Below are 20,375 nucleotides of genomic sequence, written 5' to 3'. Positions count from 1 at the left end.
GCGCCGCTACGTTCCGCGTNATCGTTATTTTTGCAGGCGGCAATGGACAGCCTTTCGTCACCACCGATTATCCATCGAGACCTTATTTTGCTCAAAACCGCATATTTCCAGTTTTCGCGGAACTAGGGAGCGCTATTTCCTGYATTCGTGCTGTAAAAGCYGTGAAAACACCAAAATAGCGYCGCTACGTTCCGCGTACCAGCCYCATATCGGCATTTYTGCCGAAATAGCGGATCCTCGTTCCCCGTTAACCTAGATTAGCAGCTTATATCCACTATGCTCGCGAACATAGATACCTTATTTTGGAGTAATTTAGCCTTTTTAGAGGAGGTAGAGCTACTCTTGTGTTAGAATTGCTGTATTTTTTGTAGAATCCACATTCTTGGTCGAATGATGTTGTATAAAGTAAAGTGCAACAATTCTGCCTAGAATCGACCTCATATCCCTTCGATGTTGCATAATGTACAACAATTTAAGATTTTGCGACAAATGGGTTCGAATTGTTGTACAAACTACAACTTTTACTAGCAAAATAGCCTTTTGGCATGTGAATTGTTGCAGAATCTACAACATGGGTAATCACGATAGCTCATCGAAATCGAAGTTGCCAATAATGAGCCATCTTGTAGAACAGAAGAGGGGTGGGTGTGAGGGTGGAAAGGCGCTTTGCGGTGGGCCGCCTTTGAAATCGTGTTATAACCATTTAATAAATTTAAAGAAGCACATTTCAAGAAACGGTTGGAACCCCATATCCCTCCCTCCCCCTACTCAAAACGTATGGGTTAACACGAAAAAAGACCGTCAGTTCCCTGACGTTTTTTTTATTTCAGTCGAGGTGTGTGGAGCAAGAAAACGTTTTGTTTAGTACTTGCTACAACAATTTCGGGGCTTCATATGGTTCTACATACTTTTGCAACATGAGGAGGATTATGGGGGAAATCCGATTACATTGTTGCACTTTCTACAACAATCGAAGTCCCATGAAGAATTTTTTCACATAGGGATGGTTTATGGTTATTTTTTTGCCTATTAATAATTCTATCAAACAAAACTTCTTCCAATTTCTAGAGTCTAACTTAGTAGAATGCTGCGAAAGAAAGGAAATTGTGTCGAATGACTTGGAGAAATAAGCTGCTTACCCCTAAGAGAATAGCCTTGATTACGACGGCTGCTTTGACCTTTGGAACATTCCCTGCGCTGGTGCCCCATGCAAATGCAGAGGGGATCAAACATTTGGATCAGATTCGTGTTGCACTTTTGATAGATTCAACCAAATATAAGAAAGTAGAACCTGTAGTTACCCTTACTGCATCAGGCGGAATGGATATCAATGTGCGCAGTTCAGCAGGTACTGTTGCTAAACCGTGGGTCTCGATTTCGGATGCTTCGATTCGCATGTCGATCGATCAGTATAGTGTAAATATGCTCGAAACGATAGACTACACAGCAGCCAAAGCCTTATATGCTAAATTAGCTATGATGCCTGAAGACAGCTATGTGTTAAGTAGGGTGAAACAAGGAAGAACGGTGTACCAAGTTTATTACGGCAGCTTCCCTTCTAAGGAAGAAGCCGAGGGCGCTGCGGCGCAAACGCTAAAAGATACAACCGTTTCGGCGTTGACGAAAACGGTTCCTCCTGTAGTTAAGGGTCCACTGCATTGGAGTGCGGGTACATATGCTAATGAGGCAGCTGCTTTGCAGCAGTTGCTTATGTTTAACCAAGCGGGACTCGAGGCAGATATTGCTCTGCAAGAAGATGCGGCTGGTAAACTAGCCTATAGCGTATGGGTAGGCAATGAAGCTACTTCAGGACAGTTAGAAGCATTGAAGCAGGCAGCATTACAAGCAGCTCCCAACTTGCCTTTACAACTCGCGAATACGAAATCCTCCTATTTGCTTCGCAGGTCGGATGTAACGGTTTCCTCCAATGGATCCGTTTCGGTGCCTCATTATGCTGCGGCAGCAGGGGATCAAAAAACGGTGATTCTTTCGAAGAGTCAGGGAATTGCAATCAAGGAGCGAGCTGACCGCAGTTACCGCGGTGACATGGAGATCAGTACATATCATGGCAAGTTAGCCTTGGTGAATGAAGTGCCGCTGGAGCAATATTTATATGCTGTCGTGGGCTCTGAGCTTAGTTCCGGATGGCCAATAGAGGCGTTGAAGGCACAAGCTGTAGCTGCCCGTACTTTTGCAATCAAACAAGGAGATAAGTATGAGATTGCACAAGTTACGGATACAACGTTAGATCAGGCTTACTTTGGTATTCAAAAGGAATTTGCTGCGGGAATACAAGCTGTTGATGCGACGAAAGACGAAGTATTATCGGATAAAAATGGACTGATTTCACCTGTGTTTTCTTCGAATTCAGGTGGGATGACGGCGGATCCCTCTGAAGTATGGGGGAATCCATCAACCTATTTGCGCAGCGTGCCAAGCCCGGATGAAGGCGCTGAAAAAGGGAAAGCCATCTGGTATCGCGTTCAGCTATCCGATGGTCGAACGGGCTACGTGCACAGCATGTACCTCAAAGATACCGGTCAGAAAGGGAAAGATGGCGCTTCTTACTACGAGGCCACGGAACAAGGTGTAAATGTCCGCTTGGCACCGTATGTAGATAATGCAGCTAATCCTTCGATCGTAGGGCTTTCCAATAAAGAGAAAGTGTTAGTGCTAGGCCAAGAAAAAGAATCGAATGCCTTTTCTTGGATTCGAGGTCCTTACACAGGTAATGAGCTTAAAAGTAAATTAGCAGCAGCAGATGTTATTGTAAGCGGAGATCTGCAATCGCTTGAAATATCGAAGCGAGGCCCCTCAGGGAGAGTGACCGAACTTAAAGCGAACGGGGTTGTGGTTAAGGTGCCTTATCCCGATGCCCTGCGCACAGCCCTTGGGGGATTACCCAGCACCCGGTTTGAAATTGTACAGGGAGGAAGTTATACTGGTAATACCCCAGTTCCAATGGGACTAGCTATTGCGGGTGCAGGAAGCAGTGAGACAAGTAATGCTGGCTCTGATTCGGTCTATGTACTATCCGGTGGTCAGTCACAGCCTACAGCCTTGAAGATAACCGATTTAACGGCTTTAGGCATAGCGGGACAGTCGAAACCGACATCTTCGTCGGTAGCCCCGATGACCCCTCCTAATCCGCAAACGGGAGTTCAAGGCAATCAGTTCATTTTCCGTGGAACGGGCTATGGACACGGACTTGGCATGTCTCAATGGGGTGCGAGAGGTTATGCCGAATTAGGCTATGATTATAAGAAAATACTTCAGTCTTATTATGCTGGAGTCAACATAACTAAGGAATGAATACACAACATGGATGTACAAGCTTTCGATTTTGAACTACCTGAATCATTGATTGCCCAGACGCCGCTGCTTGATCGCACGGCGTCTAGACTGCTTACGCTGAACAAACAATCAGGTGAGATTAGTCATCAGACGTTTGAACAGCTAATTGATTACGTAGAAGCCGGGGATTTACTCGTGATGAATGACACACGAGTCATTCCAGCACGGCTTTTTGGTGCGAAGAAAGACACTGGGGCCAAAGTGGAGATTTTGCTCCTGAAGCCCCTTGGCGAGGATCGCTGGGAAGCATTGGTAAAGCCAGGAAAACGTATGCAATTAGGGGCTGTGGCTGTTTTTGGCGTGAACGCCAACTCAACAGGTGAAGAGGAACCTTTGTTAACAGCGGAAGTAATGGAAGTTCTAGATATGGGGGGCCGCGTACTCCAATTTAGTTACACAGGTATTTTCAATGAGATTCTAGACCGATTGGGCGAGATGCCGCTACCTCCTTATATTAAGGAGCAGTTGTCCGAGCGGGACCGCTATCAAACGGTATATGCCAAGCATGAAGGCTCGGCTGCCGCACCGACGGCAGGGCTGCATTTTACCGAAGCCTACTTGGATAAACTTCAAGCTAAGGGTGTCCGTCTAGCATTTGTCACCTTGCATGTTGGGCTTGGGACATTCCGTCCTGTATCTGTGGATACCATTGAAGAGCACCGGATGCACGAGGAGTATTATATGCTGTCTGCGGAAACAGCAGCGCTAATTAACGAAACGAAAATGAATGGTAAGCGTGTGATTGCCGTTGGGACTACGTCTGCGCGTACGTTAGAAACGGCAGCTGGATTAAGCCGTAAACAAGCATGTAACGACGCTAACGAACAGTTAGTTATTCAGCCTTCACAAGGCTGGACTTCCATTTTTATTTATCCGGGGTATACGTTCGGTGTGGTGGATGCTTTGTTAACCAATTTCCACTTACCTAAGTCAACCCTGCTTATGCTCATTAGCGCATTAGCTGGGAGAACGAATGTGTTGCAAGCTTATGAAGAAGCTGTTCGAGAGCAATATCGCTTTTTTAGTTTTGGAGATGCCATGTTAATTTACTAGGATCAATGATCAGAAAGACGCTTAGAATAGGAAGTTAGGAAGTGGATGTATTGGCAGCAGCAGTTACTTACGAACCAATCAAAACATGTAAACAATCCGGAGCACGTCTTGGACGTGTTCATACCCCTCACGGTGTCATTGAAACACCTGCCTTCATGCCAGTTGGCACACAGGCAACGGTCAAGACGATGAGCCCTGAGGAACTGAAGACGATGGATGCTCATATTATTTTAAGTAATACATATCATCTCTTCATCAGGCCGGGTCATGATATAGTGAAAGCCGCTGGCGGTTTGCACAAATTCATGAATTGGGACCGACCTATTTTGACAGACAGCGGCGGGTTTCAAGTATTCAGTCTTAGTAACATGCGTAAGATTACGGAAGAAGGCGTACAGTTTAAGTCCCACTTGAATGGGGACAAGCTGTTTCTTTCCCCAGAGAAAGCGATGGAGATACAGAATGCACTTGGTTCTGATATTATGATGGCTTTTGACGAATGTCCGCCTTTTCCGGCAGAGTACGAATATGTGAAGAAATCACTTGAACGTACGACGCGTTGGGCAGAGCGTTGTTTGCAAAGTCACAGCAGGCCGAATGATCAAGGTTTGTTCGCCATCATTCAAGGAGGCATGCATGAAGATCTTAGGAGGTTGAGTGCCGAGCAGTTGACTTCCATGGATTTCCCGGGGTATGCTATTGGTGGATTGAGTGTCGGAGAACCTAAACATTTGATGTATGAAGTGCTTGATTACACAACACCTCTTATGCCTGCGAACAAACCTCGCTATTTGATGGGTGTAGGTTCGCCAGATGCTCTAATTGAGGGCTCTATCCGCGGTATCGATATGTTTGATTGCGTACTGCCAACAAGGATAGCCAGGAATGGGACATGTATGACGAGCGAAGGACGGCTTGTTATTCGTAATGCTAAGCATGCGACTGACTTTGGTCCGCTGGATCCCAAATGTACATGTTATACCTGTACCAACTACAGCCGGGCTTATATTCGTCATTTAATTAAAGCGGATGAGACCTTCGGAATCAGACTGACAACGATTCATAACCTTCACTTTCTACTACAGCTCATGCGTGATGTAAGAGGAGCCATCAAGGAAGATCGTTTACTTGATTTCCGTGATGAATTCTTTGCAGCTTATGGGCTGAATGATAATGAAAGAGGATTTTAAGAAAGGAGGATACCTATGTTACTAGCAGCAGATACTGCGAATACAGGCGCAGTTGGGTATTTGTATACATACGGGCCTTTAGTGCTCATGTTCGTTGTTCTCTACTTCTTACTTATTCGTCCACAGCAGAAAAGACAGAAAACCCGTAATCAAATGCTTGGAGGTTTGAAAAAAGGGGATAAGGTCGTTACCATTGGTGGGCTTCACGGAACGATTATGGAAATCACTGATGACATTTGTGTACTTCGTGTCAACGATGCGACAAAAATGACATTTGATCGCTCTGCTATCAATGCTGTTTCTCAAACTACAGCAAAAGAATAAAATAAAAAAGCGAGATCCTTCAATCAGGTTCTCGCTTTTTATTTGGTTTTCTACAAGGATTTTAGAGTCATTATAGTTCATTATTCTTTAAGCGTTTTAGCAGAACTTGCTCACCAAGAACGAGACGGCCATCGGCAATACGTAATCCCACTCTGGCTGCTACGACACCAAGTACAACTCCGGCACACATGTCAGATAACCAGTGGATGCCCAGATAAAAGATCGTGAAAATAATAAATGCTGAAGAGCAGGGCACGAATATTTTCCAAAACGTGCTGCGGCTTTTCACTGCGATTACAGCCATCGAAACCGAGATCGATGTATGCAAGCTTGGGAAACAATTATCTAGTCCAGAAAGCGGCCGATAATCTTGCTCAAAGGTTGGGAACACATCAAGTATCAAAAGCTTCACATTAGGATGAAACGACCAAACTTCGTTAACTGGGAAAAACAGGTAGAATGGAATGGCGATCATATAGTTGAACATGAGTGCGTAGCAAATGGCGTAAAAGAGTTTATAATTTTTCTGGTACGTATAAAGGGCAATTGATGTTATCATTACAGCAGGAAAAACGACTACATAAAAATAACTGCTAACTAAAGTCAAAGTATCATTATGAAAAAAGTGCTGAATGGCTGAAACAAAGTTGCCTTCAATGCCATAGATCGACTTAGTGAAATCGGTTTTGATATCGATACTTTTTTCAACCCACATCTCGACTTTATTAAAAAATAGGATCGTAATCAGTGCCACAAAATGAAGGAGATACTTTCGAGAAGTAAATATTTCTTGTACAAAGCTCCCAGCAATATTAAATGGACTTTTGCGTGTCGCAGCAATCAGGAAAATTAAAACAGTAATCACTATATAGACCGTTGCATGCGTCATAGAATGAAAAGGGCTCATGGTGTATTCCCCCTAATATTGGAAATTATTTGCGGCAATAACTATGATATTATACCACAATCTAAGGGGGAAAGTGATATCTTCACGGAAAAGTCTTATTTGTGTGTGTTAACGCCAAGTATCCCGCCTAATGCTCCTGACACGAAAAGAATGCTAAGTAATTGAAGGGATTGAAGATTCAAACCTGCATCGAATGCAAGAAAACCCACCAAAAAAATGAGGATAAAATAAACAAAGCCAACAATCCCCCCGTGATACCAGCCGCGGTTTCCAGCTCTCTTGCCAGAAACCCAGCCGCCAATAAATAGAGAAACTGCATGAATAATCGTAGTTAATGTATGCAGAGAGCTTTCTTGTGTGCTGGTTAAAAGAAGAAATAAAGACGTCACTATTGTTCCAATTGTCATCATGCTTAATGAATAAACAAGTCCGGAAAATAAAGGAGACGTTATTCGAACCTGACTGACCGTTTTCATAGGGTTCACAGGCCACCAATCCTTTCGTATATTCGTTCTTTTCATTAACATCATTGTATGGCCAAGCACATAGAATTAGTACAAACTGTTCAAAAGGAAGTGGATAATTATGACGGAATTTTCTCAAGGTCCAGCTTTATGGCAAGCTATTATTGCCTTGATCATTTTTGCCGCGGCTTATGTTTGTATCTTGATTGAGAAATGGGATCGGATATATACAGCATTAGGCGGAGCCCTTCTGATGGTAATTATAGGTATTGTTCCTCTTGGCAAGGCAGTTACAAGTTACGCGAACTGGCATGTTCTTTTACTTCTTACAAGCTTATTTGTTATTTCTGGCGTTTTTCAGAAAACTGGAATTATCGATTATACAGCAAGTCATATCCTACGGAAGTTTCGTTTAAAGCCTATTACAGTTCTACTTAGTTTGTCTGTCCTTTCAGCGATCATATCAGCGCTTTTGGACGGTTTACTAGCTATAGCTGTACTGGTTCCCATCTTGCTGAAGACGACGAAAATGATGAAATTAAGTCCAGTTCCTTTTCTGATTAGCGTTCTCTTATCCGTGAATATTGGTGGAGCTGCAACGCTTATGGGGAATTTGCCAAACCGAATGATTGGAGCAGCAGAGAACCTATCAACTGGGGAGATGCTAATAAAGCTGGGGCCTCTTGTAGTCATCTTGCTAGCCATCATATATCTCGTGATATGGTTGATTTACGGGAAGAAGATGATTGTAGCAGAAACGTATAAAAGAGAGCTGCTTATGTTACAACCCAGCTCTCATTTGGCTTCAGATCGAGGATTTCTTGCTGGGAGCATTCTAGTAACTGGACTAACGTTATTGGCTTTGTTGCTTCAAGGCGCTCTTGGATGGAATGTCTCGTACATTGCTGCGTGTGGGGCAGTGACTTTATTGGCATTAAACTATAAAGAACTAGTCCAACTGGTGAAACAAAGAGACTATTATTCGGTATGGCAAGGCTTGAGAGAATCACAATTGCTCTTTTTCTTTGGATTATTCATCATGATCGGTGGTTTAACCTATGCCGGGATTACCGGCTTTATTGCAGCGAGAGGTTTAGAAATCAGTCAGGGAAACATCCCTTTCTTGTCCATTCTTCTGTTATGGCTAACTGGCTTTGGCTCTGCCATGATGGACTACATTCCTTATACAGCTGCCATGATTCCAGTCGTAGATCACATGGGCACGATGCTGCAAAGTGCATCCGGTATCTCAAGCGTTTCATCATTATGGTGGTCCGTAATCATGGGAACTGCCGTTGGAAGCGGGGTAACTCTTCTGAGTTCTATGACAAGCATGTATGCGGCCTCTCTGTCTGATCAGGAGGGAGGAGGGCTGACCCAACGCAGCTATTTTATCGTGGCAGCTCCGATTTCCCTGCTTTTATTCATAGCAGCTACAATTTATTTCAAGTTATTTCTGTAGGAATTGGCAACAATTGAATACGTAAATACTGCATGATGAAGTGCATGAGCGGTCAGAATACCATTGAACTCCGAGAACAAGCAAGAGCTTAATCAGGGGAGGCTTACGATGGAGATTCTGATCATTTTTTTACGTACCGTGCTGATCTATTTTGTCGTTTTTCTCATGTTAAGGATCATGGGGAAACGTGAAATCGGTAAACTATCGCTGTTTGATCTTGTGATCTCGATCATGATTGCAGAGATTGCGGTCTTTGTTATTGAGGATACCAGCAAACCACTCATGGATGGGCTTGTCCCGATGACAACGCTTGTACTCATCCAAATCTTAATTGCGTTTATTACGTTAAAAAGTAGAGCGGTTCGAGTTCTCTTTGACGGAAAGCCGAGCGTCTTAATCAACAAGGGTATGATTGACCGAGAGCAAATGAAGAAGCATCGCTATAATTTAGATGATTTGATGCAGCAGCTAAGACAAAATAAGATTATGAATGTGTCAGACGTGGAGTTCGCGGTGTTAGAACCTTCGGGGAAATTAAGCGTAATAGAAAGAGAAGCGAAAGAGACAGTCGAAGTCAATGACGGAATGAAGGGAACGATTCGCTATGAAGGACTTCCTCTGCCTCTCATTATGGATGGTAAAGTACAGGACGAGAATTTGGATAAAATAGGAAAAACCAGATTTTGGCTGAAAAATCAACTCCAAGTTAAAGGAGTCCGTGATTTTAAAGAAGTGTTTTACTGTTCCATTGATCATAGAGGGCGAATCTTTCTGGATCACAAAAGATAGGCGCTCATCAACGTATGATTTTTTTGCCCATGCTCATAAGCCGGCTTATATCCTTTAAGCTAATTAAACGAAATACAGTGATGAACATTAAGTATACAATAAACCCTATTAGAAAAGAGGTCAAAAAACGAAGCCAATCGGTTGAAGTCCAAGGCGTATACATGACGAAGTAACTGCAAAGCCCGGAAAGTGCCATAGCCGCTCCAATTTTACCGAAATCTCTGCCTTCCATACGAAATTTCAACAGACGTACAACACTATTCCAATGCAGAAGAGTTACCAAGACGATGTTCACATTGATGGCGAAAACAGCTCCGTGAATGCCCATTTCCGGCTTGCTGGCTAACCAATATATGAGAATAAGCTTAACAGATGAGCCAATCAAGGTGTTGATTAAAGCGGCTCCTGGCTTGTTCAAAGCCTGCAAGGCGGACTGCAATGGAGCTTGAAAGTAAATAAATATGGCGATAGGAGCCATCATTTTCAGCATGACCCCTACATCGGGTTGATTGTACATGTAGGTACAGATCGGTTCAGCAAGAACGAACATAAGGACAGCGAATGGAGCGCCGGTTACTAAAGCCAGTTTCAAGGACTGATGCAGCCGCATGTGAATCGTTTTGATATCTTTGCGGGCAAGAGCTTCACTTAAGGAGGGAACGAGCGAGACTGACAATGACATCGTAAGAGCGCTAGGCAGAAGTATAATGGGGATAATCATCCCTTGTAAGGCACCGTATTGGGCTGTAGCCAATGAAGTTGAAATGCCCGCTATCGCAAGACTTTGAGCAATCAGAATGGATTCGAACAGGTAGGAGCTTGCCCCAATCAATTTACTGCCAGTGATAGGGATGGCAATTCTCATAATCCTACGAAAATTAGAAAGTCTGCCATTCGTTTTATTCGTACCAATTTGCGCGATAGGGGCTTTTGGAGATGCTTTCTTGTCGTACTTGAAATGGATGGCTAAGACGACTAGGCCGCCAATTTCTCCTGCAAGGACACCCATCATTGCCCCGGCTGCTGCATATTCGATCCCATAGGGGATCATTACATATGAACAAACGAGAACCATGACAATACGGATGAGGGTCTCCATAATTTGAGAAGTAGCGGTAGGGATCATATTCTGTCTCCCCTGAAAATAGCCGCGATACACAGCGGAGATTCCGATAATCGGGATCATTGGACTCATGCATAGGAATGTGTAGTAAACTCGGGAGTCTGTTAATAAATGAGATGTAATCCACGAAGCTCCTGCAACACAAGCGATCGTAAATACGACACTGAGACAAATGGTAATGGCTAACGAAATTTTTAGAATGCTGCGGATTCTCGTTTCGTTGTGTTCAGCCTCTGCTTCTGCTATCAACTTAGCAATTGCGACAGGTATTCCACCTGTTATAATAGTTAAGATGACGGACAAGAATGGCCAGCCCATATGATAAAGACCGATACCTTCAGCCCCGATGACTCGCGGTAATGTAATTCTAGGTATGAAGCCAAGAATACGGTTCAAAATGCCTGCGGCTAACAGGATCATCGTGCCTCTAATAAACGACTGCTTGGTCACTGCCATTCCCTCTTCCGATACATGTCATATCCTATGACTATGCGAAGGCTGGCCAAGCTCATGCTAACATTTTGTGGACAGGTCGCAGTTTGCAGGAAAATGGTGGATGAACAGCGAATTATTCTAATTGAGTAAAGGTAAATCACACCTTAGGAGGTTCTCCCAATGAACGGAGAAGATAACGATCAAGTACCTCAACATCCTGAGGATAATAAGAATGAACAGGCAGAAGTTAGCGAGACAGCATCCATAGACTCAGAGGAAGATGTGGTTTCCCTTACAGATATAGAACTTAATGAGATTATCGAAAGCTTATGTTTAAGCAAAGTTGAAGAATTTATTATGCTTGGCTACGAACATGTAAGCGGTAAAGATATATGGGATTGCGTTAGTGACAAATACCGTAAAACAGGTGTCCCATCGCTTCATCAAATCGTAAATGACATTTTGTCGCTCAAATCAACGGCTTTCATGAACTGGATGACGATTAGTATGTATAAAGGAGCCCAATTCTAAGAATGGGCTTATTTTTACGTGAAACGACTTAAATTGACTCGATTTTCAGACCTGAGTATAATAGGCATATTGAGTATGGAAGGGAGACAAGCAAGAGATGGTGGATTGGAAAAGAATATCGTTCTTTTTTCTAACGGTTGTTATTGTTCTTGGAGCGATCGGAGCAACAAGCCCTAGTCTTGTAGAACGAATTAAGCTTGGATTGGATTTAAAAGGCGGGTTTGAAATTTTGTACACCGCAGAGCCTTTGGCAGCTGGTCAACCATTGACGAAGGAAACGCTTACGCAAGCAGCAGAAAGTCTTGCGAAACGAGCTGACAAACTTGGTGTAGCCGAACCGGAGGTTTATCCGGAAGGGTCGGATCGCATTCGTGTACGTCTTGCGGGTGTGAAAAATGAAGAAGAAGTTAGAGGCTTAATGTCTAAGCCTTCCGTTCTTACCTTTAGAGGTCCGGATGGAACGGTTTATATGAACGGAACGGATTTCGTAGAAAACGCGGCTAAATTAAGCTACGATCCAAATACGAAGCAACCGATTGTCGAAATAAAGATGAAAAGCAGAGAGAAATTTAAAGAAGTAACGACCAAGCTTACTGGCAGTACACTATCCATTTATTTGGATGATGAAGTGAAGTCGACAGCATCTGTTAATTTTCCCATTGACAGTGATTCGGCGATTATTACACAAACGAGTGTAACGGAAGCAACGAATGTAGCCAAGATGATTAACTTGGGTGCGATGCCATTGAAATTAACAGAGAAGTATATTCAGCGTGTGGATGCCACTTTAGGTAGTGCATCGCTGCACCAAACGGCTAGAGCTGGTTTGATTGCTTCGATTTTAATCTTCATCTTCATGGTACTGTATTACCGTGCACCAGGTCTTGTGGCTGCCTTTACACTGATTACTTATGTATGGGTATTACTAGCTATATTTGACTTTATGAATGCAACACTTACGCTGCCAGGTATTGCAGCCCTTGTCTTAGGAGCAGGTATGGCGGTCGATGCGAACATTATTACTTATGAAAGAATCCGTGAGGAAATACGTGCCGGCAAGAGCATTCTTTCATCTTTGAAATCAGGCTCGAAACATTCTTTCCGTACAATTATGGATGCTAACGTAACGAATTTAATTGCTGGTATTGTTCTGTACTACGTCGGAAACGGCGCAATTCGCGGATTCGCGGTTATTACGATGATGAGTATTATAATCAGTATCTTAACGAACGTATTGTTCTCTAGATGGCTGCTGCATCTTATCATACGGGGCAACTTGCTGAAAAAGCCAAGTTATTTCGGTGTGAAGGAGGCAGACATTCGTGGACTCTAAGAAAAAGTTTGATTTTGTGAAAAACCGCAATAAATTTTTTGTCGTTTCGAGTGCTCTACTTATTATTGGACTAGCCGTAATGCTGTTTTCTGGCATGAACTTCGGTGTTGATTTTAAAGCAGGAACGAATATTGATCTTGTCGTTGGCAAGCAACTAGACAAGGCAAAGGTTGAAGAGATCTTACATACTCTTGCAACGAGTGGAGATGTAAAATCGAACTTTGCGGATCCAACAATCGGCGGTAATAACCGTGATCGTGTCTCCATTCGATTCGATGATGTTTTGAATGATGATACGGTTAATAAGATCCAAAAAGCGTTCGCAACTGCTTATGGCACTGAGGTTTCCAAAGAAATCAACACCGTTGATCCGCAATTAGCGAAGGAATTGTTGCTTAAAGCGGTATATGCTGTTGCCATTTCCAGCGTTTTAATTTGTTTGTATGTAAGTATTCGTTTCGAATGGCGCTTTGCCGTAGCAGCGATTATTGCCATACTTCATGATGCTTTTATGGTTATTGCCATGTTTGCGATTTTCCGCTTTGAAGTGAACTTGCCGTTCCTAGCGGCTGTTTTGACCACAATCGGTTATTCCATCAATGATAAAATCGTTATCTTTGACCGTATTCGTGAAAATCTGCGATTTGCTAAACTCAAAACGGACGCAGATCTCGTTGCGTTGGTCAACGATAGTATCTGGCAGACGATGGCGCGTAATATCAATACCGTATTAGTGGTATTGTTAGCCGCAGGCAGTTTGTATATTTTCGGTAGTGAGTCCATTAAACTTTTCGCACTTGCGAAATTAATCGGGTTAACAAGCGGAGCTTATTCGTCTATTTTCATTGCATGTTCTCTGTGGTATTTATTGAAAAGAAATTCTTTGCGTAGTTCTAAAAAGAAAGCTGCAGCGTAATAACCATAATAACCGGCCGCGTGAATGTTGCGCGGCCTTTGTATCCGTTCAGGGGGAGTGTACAAGTGAATGACGAGCGTTTTCAAAAGACAGAACTCATTGTCTGGGTAGGTCTTGCCGGCAATGTAGCTCTTGCCTGTCTCAAGGTTATTGTTGGGTTTATGTCGCAAAGTAAAGCACTTCTCGCTGACGCGGTACATTCAGCATCCGAGGCAGTAAGTTCTGTTGATGCATTAATTAAACTAAGAGCTGCAGAAGCGGTGCCTCAAGAAGGTTACCCTATTCGTCAAGATAAGAAGGTATCCATCACATCTATTCTGCTGTCTATAGTTATTCTAGTCCTAGGTGTTGAACTAGGCATCTCAACCATAAAATCCATCTGGGTCGACGTAGAGCATGCTCCTAAGGTGTATGCACTTGTTGCCATTGGGATTTCGCTCTTGGTAAAAGAGATCATGTTTCAATATACATACAGGTTGGGCAAGCGTTTGGGATCTCAGGAATTAATTGCTAATAGCTGGGGACACCGTTCCGATATATACTCTTCTATTGTAGCTCTCATTGGTGTGCTAGGAGCTTTAATAGGGAATTACCTAAACCTATCTTTTCTTTATTATTTGGATTCACTTGCGGGATTATTTATATCTCTAATGGTGGTGAAGATGGGGTATTCGTTACTTAAGGAAGCCTTACATACGAAAACGGATTATGTCCTTCTGCAGGAAGATGCCGCTGAACTGATTGCTGCCGTACAAATGATTAAAGGTGTCATAACCGTCGATGATTTGCAGGCAAGGGAACATGGCCATTATGTCGTTGTCGATATCAAAATTAGCGTGAATCCAAGGGTATCTGTTTGGGAAGGGCATGAAGTTTCCAAAAAGATCAAACAGCAGTTGATGAAACGATTCCATCATGTTTCCGATGTTTTTGTTCAAGTAAACCCTTATGATGCAGGATATCCTTATAAAAATAATACGGATTCTGAGCTTAATGAATCATCCGTTATTCACTAAATAAGCGGAAAAAATATGCTTACGAAGAAAGTTTTGCAAAGCAAAACTCAGTAACGCTTACGAAGTTAGTTTTCCTAACGGAAAACTCTAAGGAGGACACTACCCAAGTGCTAGCACCGAAGGCAAGATGGAGCATAGGAAATGCGGATGAAATGCTCGTTGAAACATTTGCGCGCGAGCTGCAGATAGAACCGCTCGTTGCCAGGATGCTTGTTCTTCGAGATATACGCACTGTGCCAGATGCTGAACAATTCTTGCACGGCGGAGTCCACTATTATAATGACCCGTATTTGCTTGACGGGATGCTGCCAGCTGTAGAACGCATCCGAAAGGCTCTTCAGAACGATGAATTAATACGTGTCTACGGTGATTACGATGCAGATGGTGTAAGCAGCACCTCATTGATGGCCCATTTGTTAAAAGGCCTAGGCGCTCGTTTCGATACGTATATCCCTCATCGCATTCGAGAAGGCTATGGGCTGAATCGTTCTGCGATCGAATTAGCCAAAGAACAAGGCGTCACGCTTTTAATCACCGTTGACACAGGCATTAGTGCCGTTCAAGAAATAGCCTATTGTCAGGAAATAGGCCTAGATGTTATTGTAACCGATCATCATGAGCCTCCTGAAATACTGCCTCAAGCTTTAGCCGTCATTAATCCGAAGAAGCCAGGCTGCCCTTACCCTTATAAACATCTTGCAGGTGTTGGCGTTGCATTTAAGCTGGCGCACGCTTTACTAGGTCGATTGCCTGAGGAACTGTTGGAGTTTGCAGCGCTTGGTACGGTTGCTGATTTAATGCCTCTCACCGGGGAGAATCGCTTAATCGTGAAACAGGGACTGCTCCGTATGCAGGATTCTGCTTACGCAGGATTTCGTTCACTCATTGGTGTTTCTGGTATCGAAAATAAAGAAGTCACCGCATCTCATATTGGCTTCTCGCTGGCGCCCAGAATTAATGCAAGCGGCCGATTGGAAGCCGCAGATATTGCCGTGAAGCTGCTCACAACATCGGATGGCAAAGAAGCAGAGCAAATTGCCTTTGAATTGGATATGCTGAATAAGGAACGTCAACTTATCGTTGAGGACATGGTGAAAGAAGCTTTTGTTCTAGCCGAACAGCAGCAAGCCAAAGGATTAGATAAAGTGATAGTTGTCACTAAGGAGCACTGGAACGTCGGTGTTGTCGGTATTGTTGCATCCAAGATCGTTGAGAAGTTTTACCGTCCAACCTTAGTGCTAAGCATAGATCCACTGACGGGTATTGCCAAAGGTTCTGCCCGCTCGATTGCCGGCTTCGATTTGCACAAAGCTTTGACAGCTTGTGAAGAGATGCTCGACCACTACGGTGGCCATCAAGCGGCTGCGGGTATGAGTCTGAATAGCTGCCATTTGGAGGCATTCACTCATAAGCTGAACGAACTAGCAGCTGCTTCACTAACGGAACAGGATTTCATCCCACTTCTGAAAGCAGACGCGATGTGCAGCTTGTCAGATGTTCCGATTGCAAGTATTGAGCAGTTAGAGAAGCTCGCGCCTTTCGGTATGGGCAATCCTGCGCCGAGGTTCATGTTCACCGATTTATCGCTCGGCGATATCCGGACGATGGGCAAGGAGAAACAGCATCTCAAGCTTGCCCTCTCCCAGATGAAGGAAGAAGTAAGCTGCTCAGTGGAAGCTGTCGGTTTCGGCAAAGGGAGCTTGGTTGGTCTGATCGCGCCTGCCGCTAAGGTAGATGTGTTAGGAGAGCTTTCAATCAACGAGTGGAACGGTGTGCGGAAGCCGCAAATCATGATGCAGGATCTTCGTATAACGCATATGCAGCTGTTTGATTGGCGTGGAGCAGGTCAATTGAGCACTAAGCTTAGCGTACTTCAGAGCACGATTGCTGCAGGAAATAGTAACCGTACAATTACGCCAGCTATCGTTCTGTTCGACGAAGCCGATGCAGCCTTGTTCACTTCAACTGCGTTTCAATTAGGTGGCTCAGTACCCTACTGGATTGTTCAAGATAATGAACAATTACGGCCCGCTAACGAATTAGCCCAGCAAATTGAATTTGCTAACATGCAAGATATTGTCTTGTACACGATCCCACGAAGCGTTGCTAGCTTGCAGAGTGTGCTTCATCAAGCCAGTGGAATGATGCGATGTTATCCAGTATTTGCGGAGCTGGGGCCTGACAGCGGCAGTACCCTGCCATCTCGAGACATGTTTAAAATGCTGTATGGCACTTTGCAAAAGGAAGGGTCGCTGAATGTTCAGGATGTACGATTAATGACCTCATTTAGTAAACGGTCGGGTCTTTCTCCTGCAATGATTCAATTTATTTTATCCGTTTTTGAGGAGCTTGAATTTGTTGAAAAACAAGGCAGCTTCGTTAAACTGCATGCATCACCGGCAAAGAGAGATCTAACAGCATCCCGTTTGTATCAACATAGATTGCATCGCCAGGAAGTTGAATCCATTGTTATGTACTCTTCAGCCAAAGAGCTGGAAGAATGGATTGCCGATCAAATAAATAATGAAAATCACATTTTGGAGGAAATCATATGAATTTCAAAGAGCACATTCGCGTTATCCCGGACTTTCCACAACCTGGCATTCGTTTCAAGGACATCACAACGTTATTGCAAAATGGACCGGTCTATAGAGAAGCAATCGATCAGATGAAAGCATTAATTAAAGAGAAACAAATCGATGTTATTGCGGGTCCTGAAGCTCGTGGTTTCGTAATTGGCGCTCCTCTCGCTTATTCACTTGGAGTAGGCTTTATTCCAATTCGTAAAAGTGGCAAATTACCTGGCGAGACGATTGAGGCTGACTATGCTCTTGAGTATGGCAAAGATAAATTAGCTATGCATAAAGATGCTATTAAACCCGGTCAGAAGGTACTGATTGCGGATGATTTACTTGCTACAGGTGGAACGATTCAAACATCGATCGACTTAATTAAGCAGCTTGGCGGAGAAGTTGTTGGGGCTGCATTTTTGATAGAATTATCCTACTTAGACGGTAGAAGCAAGTTTAACGGGATTGATGTGGTTTCCTTAGTTCAATATTAATATTAAATCGTCAAGTTAAGAATCGAATGTTAGTGTTCGATTCTTTTTTAGTAGGGGCGACGGAGTCGTTTATCCTTGTACAATGAAAGCTAACATTTCGGGAATATTTTCAGTGAATTGTGAGAAAATGCTGCTTTTTGTCGAATGCATGGAGCGAACAGTTGACGTGGAGCCTGCCTTGCAGGCATAATGAATTAAAATCGATTAAAGGGAATGGGTAGATGCATGGGTATAGAGCAGCTGCTGGAGAAGGCCGCCACCTATCTGAAAGAGAATGATTTGCAGAGGATTAGGGAGGCCTATGAATTTGCGGATGAGGCCCATCATGGCCAAGTACGCAAATCGGGTGAGCCCTATATTCTGCATCCACTCGCTGTTGCAGATATATTGGTGAACATGCAGATGGATGTCACATCCGTGATTGCTGCGCTTCTGCATGATGTCGTTGAAGATACAACAGTTTCACTCGAAACTGTTCTAGATAAATTCGGGAAAACTTGCGCGATGCTTGTGGATGGCTTGACGAAACTGGAACGGATCAAGTTCAAGTCCAAAGAGGAGCAGCAGAACGAGAATTACCGCAAAATGTTTGTTGCGATGGCGCAGGATATTCGCGTTATTCTTATTAAACTGGCGGACCGTTTGCACAATATGCGCACGTTGAAGTACCAATCCGAAGAGAGCCAGCGCCGTATTGCAGAGGAAACGCTGGAGATTTTCTGTCCGATTGCGCATCGACTCGGTATTTCCACGATTAAGTGGGAAATGGAGGATATTGCCCTCCGTTATTTAAATCCGCAGCAGTATTACCGGATCGTTAACCTCATGCAGAAGAAACGTACAGAGCGTGAGCAATATATTGAGGACGTTATTCACAGCATTAAAGAAAAGCTGGATGAAATGGGCATTCAGGGAGATATTTCCGGAAGACCTAAGCACCTATACAGTATTTATAAAAAAATGAGCTCCCGCGGCAAGCAATTCAATGAGATTTACGATCTTATGGCACTTCGTGTTATTGTCGATGGCATTAAGGACTGCTACGCTTCTTTAGGCATTATTCATACCTTGTGGAAACCAATGCCTGGACGTTTCAAAGATTATATTGCAATGCCGAAGCCGAATATGTACCAGTCTTTGCACACAACGGTGATTGGTCCTAAGGGAGAGCCGTTAGAAGTACAGATTCGCACCTGGGAGATGCATAGGACTTCAGAGTTTGGTATTGCTGCGCATTGGGCCTACAAAGAAGGCGGTTCTGTAGTTCCTTCGGGCACTTTCGAGGACAAAATGAGCTGGTTCCGTGAAATTCTGGAGCTTCAGCACGAGACCAATGACGCTTCCGAATTTATGGAATCCATGAAAATGGATTTCTTCTCAGACCTTGTTTTCGTGTTTACGCCAAAAGGGGAAGTTATCGAGCTGCCGGCTGGTTCTGTGCCACTGGATTTTGCATATCGCATTCATACTGAAGTTGGTAATCGCACAATTGGTGCCAAAGTAAATTCCCGGATCGTTCCCTTGGACCACAAGTTGAAAACAGGGGATATTATTGAAATTCTGACCTCTAAGCATTCGTACGGACCTAGTCAGGATTGGATTAAAATCGCGCAATCCTCTCACGCTCGAAGTAAGATCAAGCAGTGGTTTAAGAAAGAGAAGCGTGAAGAGAACGTCGAAAAAGGGAAAGATATGATTGAGCGCGAGCTCAAACGATTGGCGATCGATCCACCGACTTTGATGAGCGACGATAAAATGCTTGAAGCCGCCAAGAAGTTTAATTTTAGCGATATTGAAGATATGCTGTCAGCCGTAGGCTTTGGCGGTATTACAGCTGCACAAATATGTACGAAGTTAACCGAGAAGCTGCGTAAGGAAGCCGAAGAAGCACAGGTGCTGAAGCTTACAAGTGAGGTCAAGGAGGTCAAGCCGCCGACGTCATCCGAGCGCAAAAGCCGTCCAACCAACGGTGTCCGTGTCAAAGGTGTCGACAATCTGCTTGTCCGCTTCGCACGCTGCTGTAATCCGGTACCTGGCGATCTGATTATTGGGTATATCACAAGAGGACGCGGCGTGTCTGTGCATCGTTCTGATTGTACGAACATTCCTACGAGTATGGGAGAAGAGGAACGGGTCATTGAGGTCGATTGGGCCGAAGCGGTTGAATCCAATTTCAATGTCGAGATTGAAATCACTGGTCATGACCGCCGTGGATTCTTAAACGAAGTACTCCAAGCCGTTTCAGAAAGCAAAACGATGATTTCCGCAGTATCCGGGCGATCCGATAAGAACAAGATGGCTACAATCCATATGACCATTTTAATCAAAAATATAGACCATCTGCAGTCCGTTGTTGAGAAAATTAAACGTGTCAAAGATGTTTATTCCGTCCAGCGTATTATGCAAAGCTAGCC

The 20,375-nt window shown here is 43.8% G+C and carries 16 protein-coding genes; 13 read left to right on the top strand and 3 right to left on the bottom strand.

Features of this window, described 5'->3' with window-relative positions; all coding sequences use genetic code 11:
* The first annotated feature begins 1,113 nt into the window (after positions 1 to 1,113).
* The 4 genes from ASG93_RS24780 to yajC are packed head-to-tail and all read left to right on the top strand — an operon-like array spanning position 1,114 to position 5,921.
* Positions 1,114 to 3,312, top strand: a complete 2,199-nt coding sequence (locus tag ASG93_RS24780) for a SpoIID/LytB domain-containing protein (protein WP_056836281.1) — start codon at positions 1,114 to 1,116, stop codon at positions 3,310 to 3,312.
* Between the two features lie 9 nt (positions 3,313 to 3,321).
* Positions 3,322 to 4,407, top strand: a complete 1,086-nt coding sequence (queA, locus tag ASG93_RS24775) for a tRNA preQ1(34) S-adenosylmethionine ribosyltransferase-isomerase QueA (protein WP_056836279.1) — start codon at positions 3,322 to 3,324, stop codon at positions 4,405 to 4,407.
* A 50-nt stretch (positions 4,408 to 4,457) separates the two neighbouring features.
* Positions 4,458 to 5,597, top strand: a complete 1,140-nt coding sequence (gene tgt / locus ASG93_RS24770) for a tRNA guanosine(34) transglycosylase Tgt (RefSeq protein WP_056836649.1) — start codon at positions 4,458 to 4,460, stop codon at positions 5,595 to 5,597.
* A gap of 15 nt (positions 5,598 to 5,612) precedes the next feature.
* On the top strand, positions 5,613 to 5,921 hold the full coding sequence (gene yajC, locus ASG93_RS24765; protein WP_056836277.1) for a preprotein translocase subunit YajC: 309 nt from the start codon (positions 5,613 to 5,615) through the stop codon (positions 5,919 to 5,921).
* A 70-nt stretch (positions 5,922 to 5,991) separates the two neighbouring features.
* Here the strand turns inward: yajC and ASG93_RS24760 are convergent, their stop codons facing one another.
* Entirely contained in the window at positions 5,992 to 6,828 is an 837-nt protein-coding gene (locus ASG93_RS24760; RefSeq protein ID WP_056836275.1) for a phosphatase PAP2 family protein, read from the bottom strand.
* Between the two features lie 95 nt (positions 6,829 to 6,923).
* Positions 6,924 to 7,304, bottom strand: a complete 381-nt coding sequence (locus tag ASG93_RS24755; protein WP_235550966.1) for a TIGR04086 family membrane protein — start codon at positions 7,302 to 7,304, stop codon at positions 6,924 to 6,926.
* Positions 7,305 to 7,413: 109 nt separating this feature from the next.
* Between ASG93_RS24755 and ASG93_RS24750 the strand changes: the two genes are divergently transcribed.
* Positions 7,414 to 8,754 carry an SLC13 family permease gene (locus ASG93_RS24750; protein ID WP_056836273.1) on the top strand — a complete coding sequence of 447 codons (1,341 nt, stop codon included), beginning with the start codon at positions 7,414 to 7,416 and terminating at the stop codon, positions 8,752 to 8,754.
* 108 nt (positions 8,755 to 8,862) lie between these two features.
* A complete protein-coding gene (locus ASG93_RS24745; protein ID WP_056836270.1) occupies positions 8,863 to 9,543 on the top strand; it encodes a DUF421 domain-containing protein in 681 nt (226 codons plus the stop codon).
* A gap of 7 nt (positions 9,544 to 9,550) precedes the next feature.
* Here ASG93_RS24745 and spoVB read toward each other — a convergent pair whose 3' ends face one another.
* Positions 9,551 to 11,116, bottom strand: coding sequence for a stage V sporulation protein B (gene spoVB / locus ASG93_RS24740; protein WP_056836268.1), 1,566 nt, complete (start codon positions 11,114 to 11,116; stop codon positions 9,551 to 9,553).
* Positions 11,117 to 11,281: 165 nt separating this feature from the next.
* On the opposite strand from spoVB, the gene ASG93_RS24735 reads away from it, so the two are divergent.
* The 7 genes from ASG93_RS24735 to ASG93_RS24705 all read left to right on the top strand — a co-directional run bounded on the left by ASG93_RS24735 (position 11,282) and on the right by ASG93_RS24705 (position 20,373).
* On the top strand, positions 11,282 to 11,632 hold the full coding sequence (locus ASG93_RS24735; RefSeq protein ID WP_082615071.1) for a post-transcriptional regulator: 351 nt from the start codon (positions 11,282 to 11,284) through the stop codon (positions 11,630 to 11,632).
* A 97-nt stretch (positions 11,633 to 11,729) separates the two neighbouring features.
* A complete protein-coding gene (secD, locus tag ASG93_RS24730; protein ID WP_056836266.1) occupies positions 11,730 to 12,965 on the top strand; it encodes a protein translocase subunit SecD in 1,236 nt (411 codons plus the stop codon).
* Positions 12,955 to 13,881, top strand: coding sequence for a protein translocase subunit SecF (secF, locus tag ASG93_RS24725; protein WP_056836264.1), 927 nt, complete (start codon positions 12,955 to 12,957; stop codon positions 13,879 to 13,881). Before secD ends, secF begins: the two co-directional genes overlap by 11 nt.
* Before the next feature lie 65 nt (positions 13,882 to 13,946).
* Positions 13,947 to 14,897, top strand: a complete 951-nt coding sequence (locus ASG93_RS24720) for a cation diffusion facilitator family transporter (RefSeq protein WP_056836262.1) — start codon at positions 13,947 to 13,949, stop codon at positions 14,895 to 14,897.
* Positions 14,898 to 15,004: 107 nt separating this feature from the next.
* Complete coding sequence (gene recJ, locus ASG93_RS24715; protein WP_056836261.1) at positions 15,005 to 17,452, top strand: single-stranded-DNA-specific exonuclease RecJ; 2,448 nt, start codon at positions 15,005 to 15,007, stop codon at positions 17,450 to 17,452.
* Complete coding sequence (locus ASG93_RS24710; RefSeq protein WP_047676048.1) at positions 17,449 to 17,961, top strand: adenine phosphoribosyltransferase; 513 nt, start codon at positions 17,449 to 17,451, stop codon at positions 17,959 to 17,961. Before recJ ends, ASG93_RS24710 begins: the two co-directional genes overlap by 4 nt.
* Before the next feature lie 225 nt (positions 17,962 to 18,186).
* Positions 18,187 to 20,373: a RelA/SpoT family protein gene (locus tag ASG93_RS24705; RefSeq protein WP_056836259.1), complete on the top strand. Its 2,187-nt coding sequence runs from the start codon at positions 18,187 to 18,189 to the stop codon at positions 20,371 to 20,373.
* Positions 20,374 to 20,375: the final 2 nt, after the last annotated feature.

It is taken from the genome of Paenibacillus sp. Soil787, from assembly GCF_001429545.1.
In the GTDB taxonomy this organism is placed as follows: Bacteria; Bacillota; Bacilli; order Paenibacillales; family NBRC-103111; genus Paenibacillus_E.
Note: the sequence above shows the minus strand (reverse complement) of the source record. Positions and strands in the feature narration are given on the sequence as shown.

Excerpts from the sequence above, each read along its gene's own strand:
- ASG93_RS24705 (WP_056836259.1), top strand. The coding sequence starts at position 18,187 with ATGGGTATAGAGCAGCTGCTGGAGAAGGCCGCCACCTATCTGAAAGAG.
- ASG93_RS24780 (WP_056836281.1), top strand. The coding sequence starts at position 1,114 with ATGACTTGGAGAAATAAGCTGCTTACCCCTAAGAGAATAGCCTTGATT.
- queA (WP_056836279.1), top strand. The coding sequence starts at position 3,322 with ATGGATGTACAAGCTTTCGATTTTGAACTACCTGAATCATTGATTGCC.
- ASG93_RS24735 (WP_082615071.1), top strand. The coding sequence starts at position 11,282 with ATGAACGGAGAAGATAACGATCAAGTACCTCAACATCCTGAGGATAAT.
- ASG93_RS24710 (WP_047676048.1), top strand. The coding sequence starts at position 17,449 with ATGAATTTCAAAGAGCACATTCGCGTTATCCCGGACTTTCCACAACCT.
- ASG93_RS24760 (WP_056836275.1), bottom strand. The coding sequence starts at position 6,828 with ATGAGCCCTTTTCATTCTATGACGCATGCAACGGTCTATATAGTGATT.
- ASG93_RS24750 (WP_056836273.1), top strand. The coding sequence starts at position 7,414 with ATGACGGAATTTTCTCAAGGTCCAGCTTTATGGCAAGCTATTATTGCC.
- secD (WP_056836266.1), top strand. The coding sequence starts at position 11,730 with ATGGTGGATTGGAAAAGAATATCGTTCTTTTTTCTAACGGTTGTTATT.
- ASG93_RS24745 (WP_056836270.1), top strand. The coding sequence starts at position 8,863 with ATGGAGATTCTGATCATTTTTTTACGTACCGTGCTGATCTATTTTGTC.
- ASG93_RS24755 (WP_235550966.1), bottom strand. The coding sequence starts at position 7,304 with ATGAAAACGGTCAGTCAGGTTCGAATAACGTCTCCTTTATTTTCCGGA.
- yajC (WP_056836277.1), top strand. The coding sequence starts at position 5,613 with ATGTTACTAGCAGCAGATACTGCGAATACAGGCGCAGTTGGGTATTTG.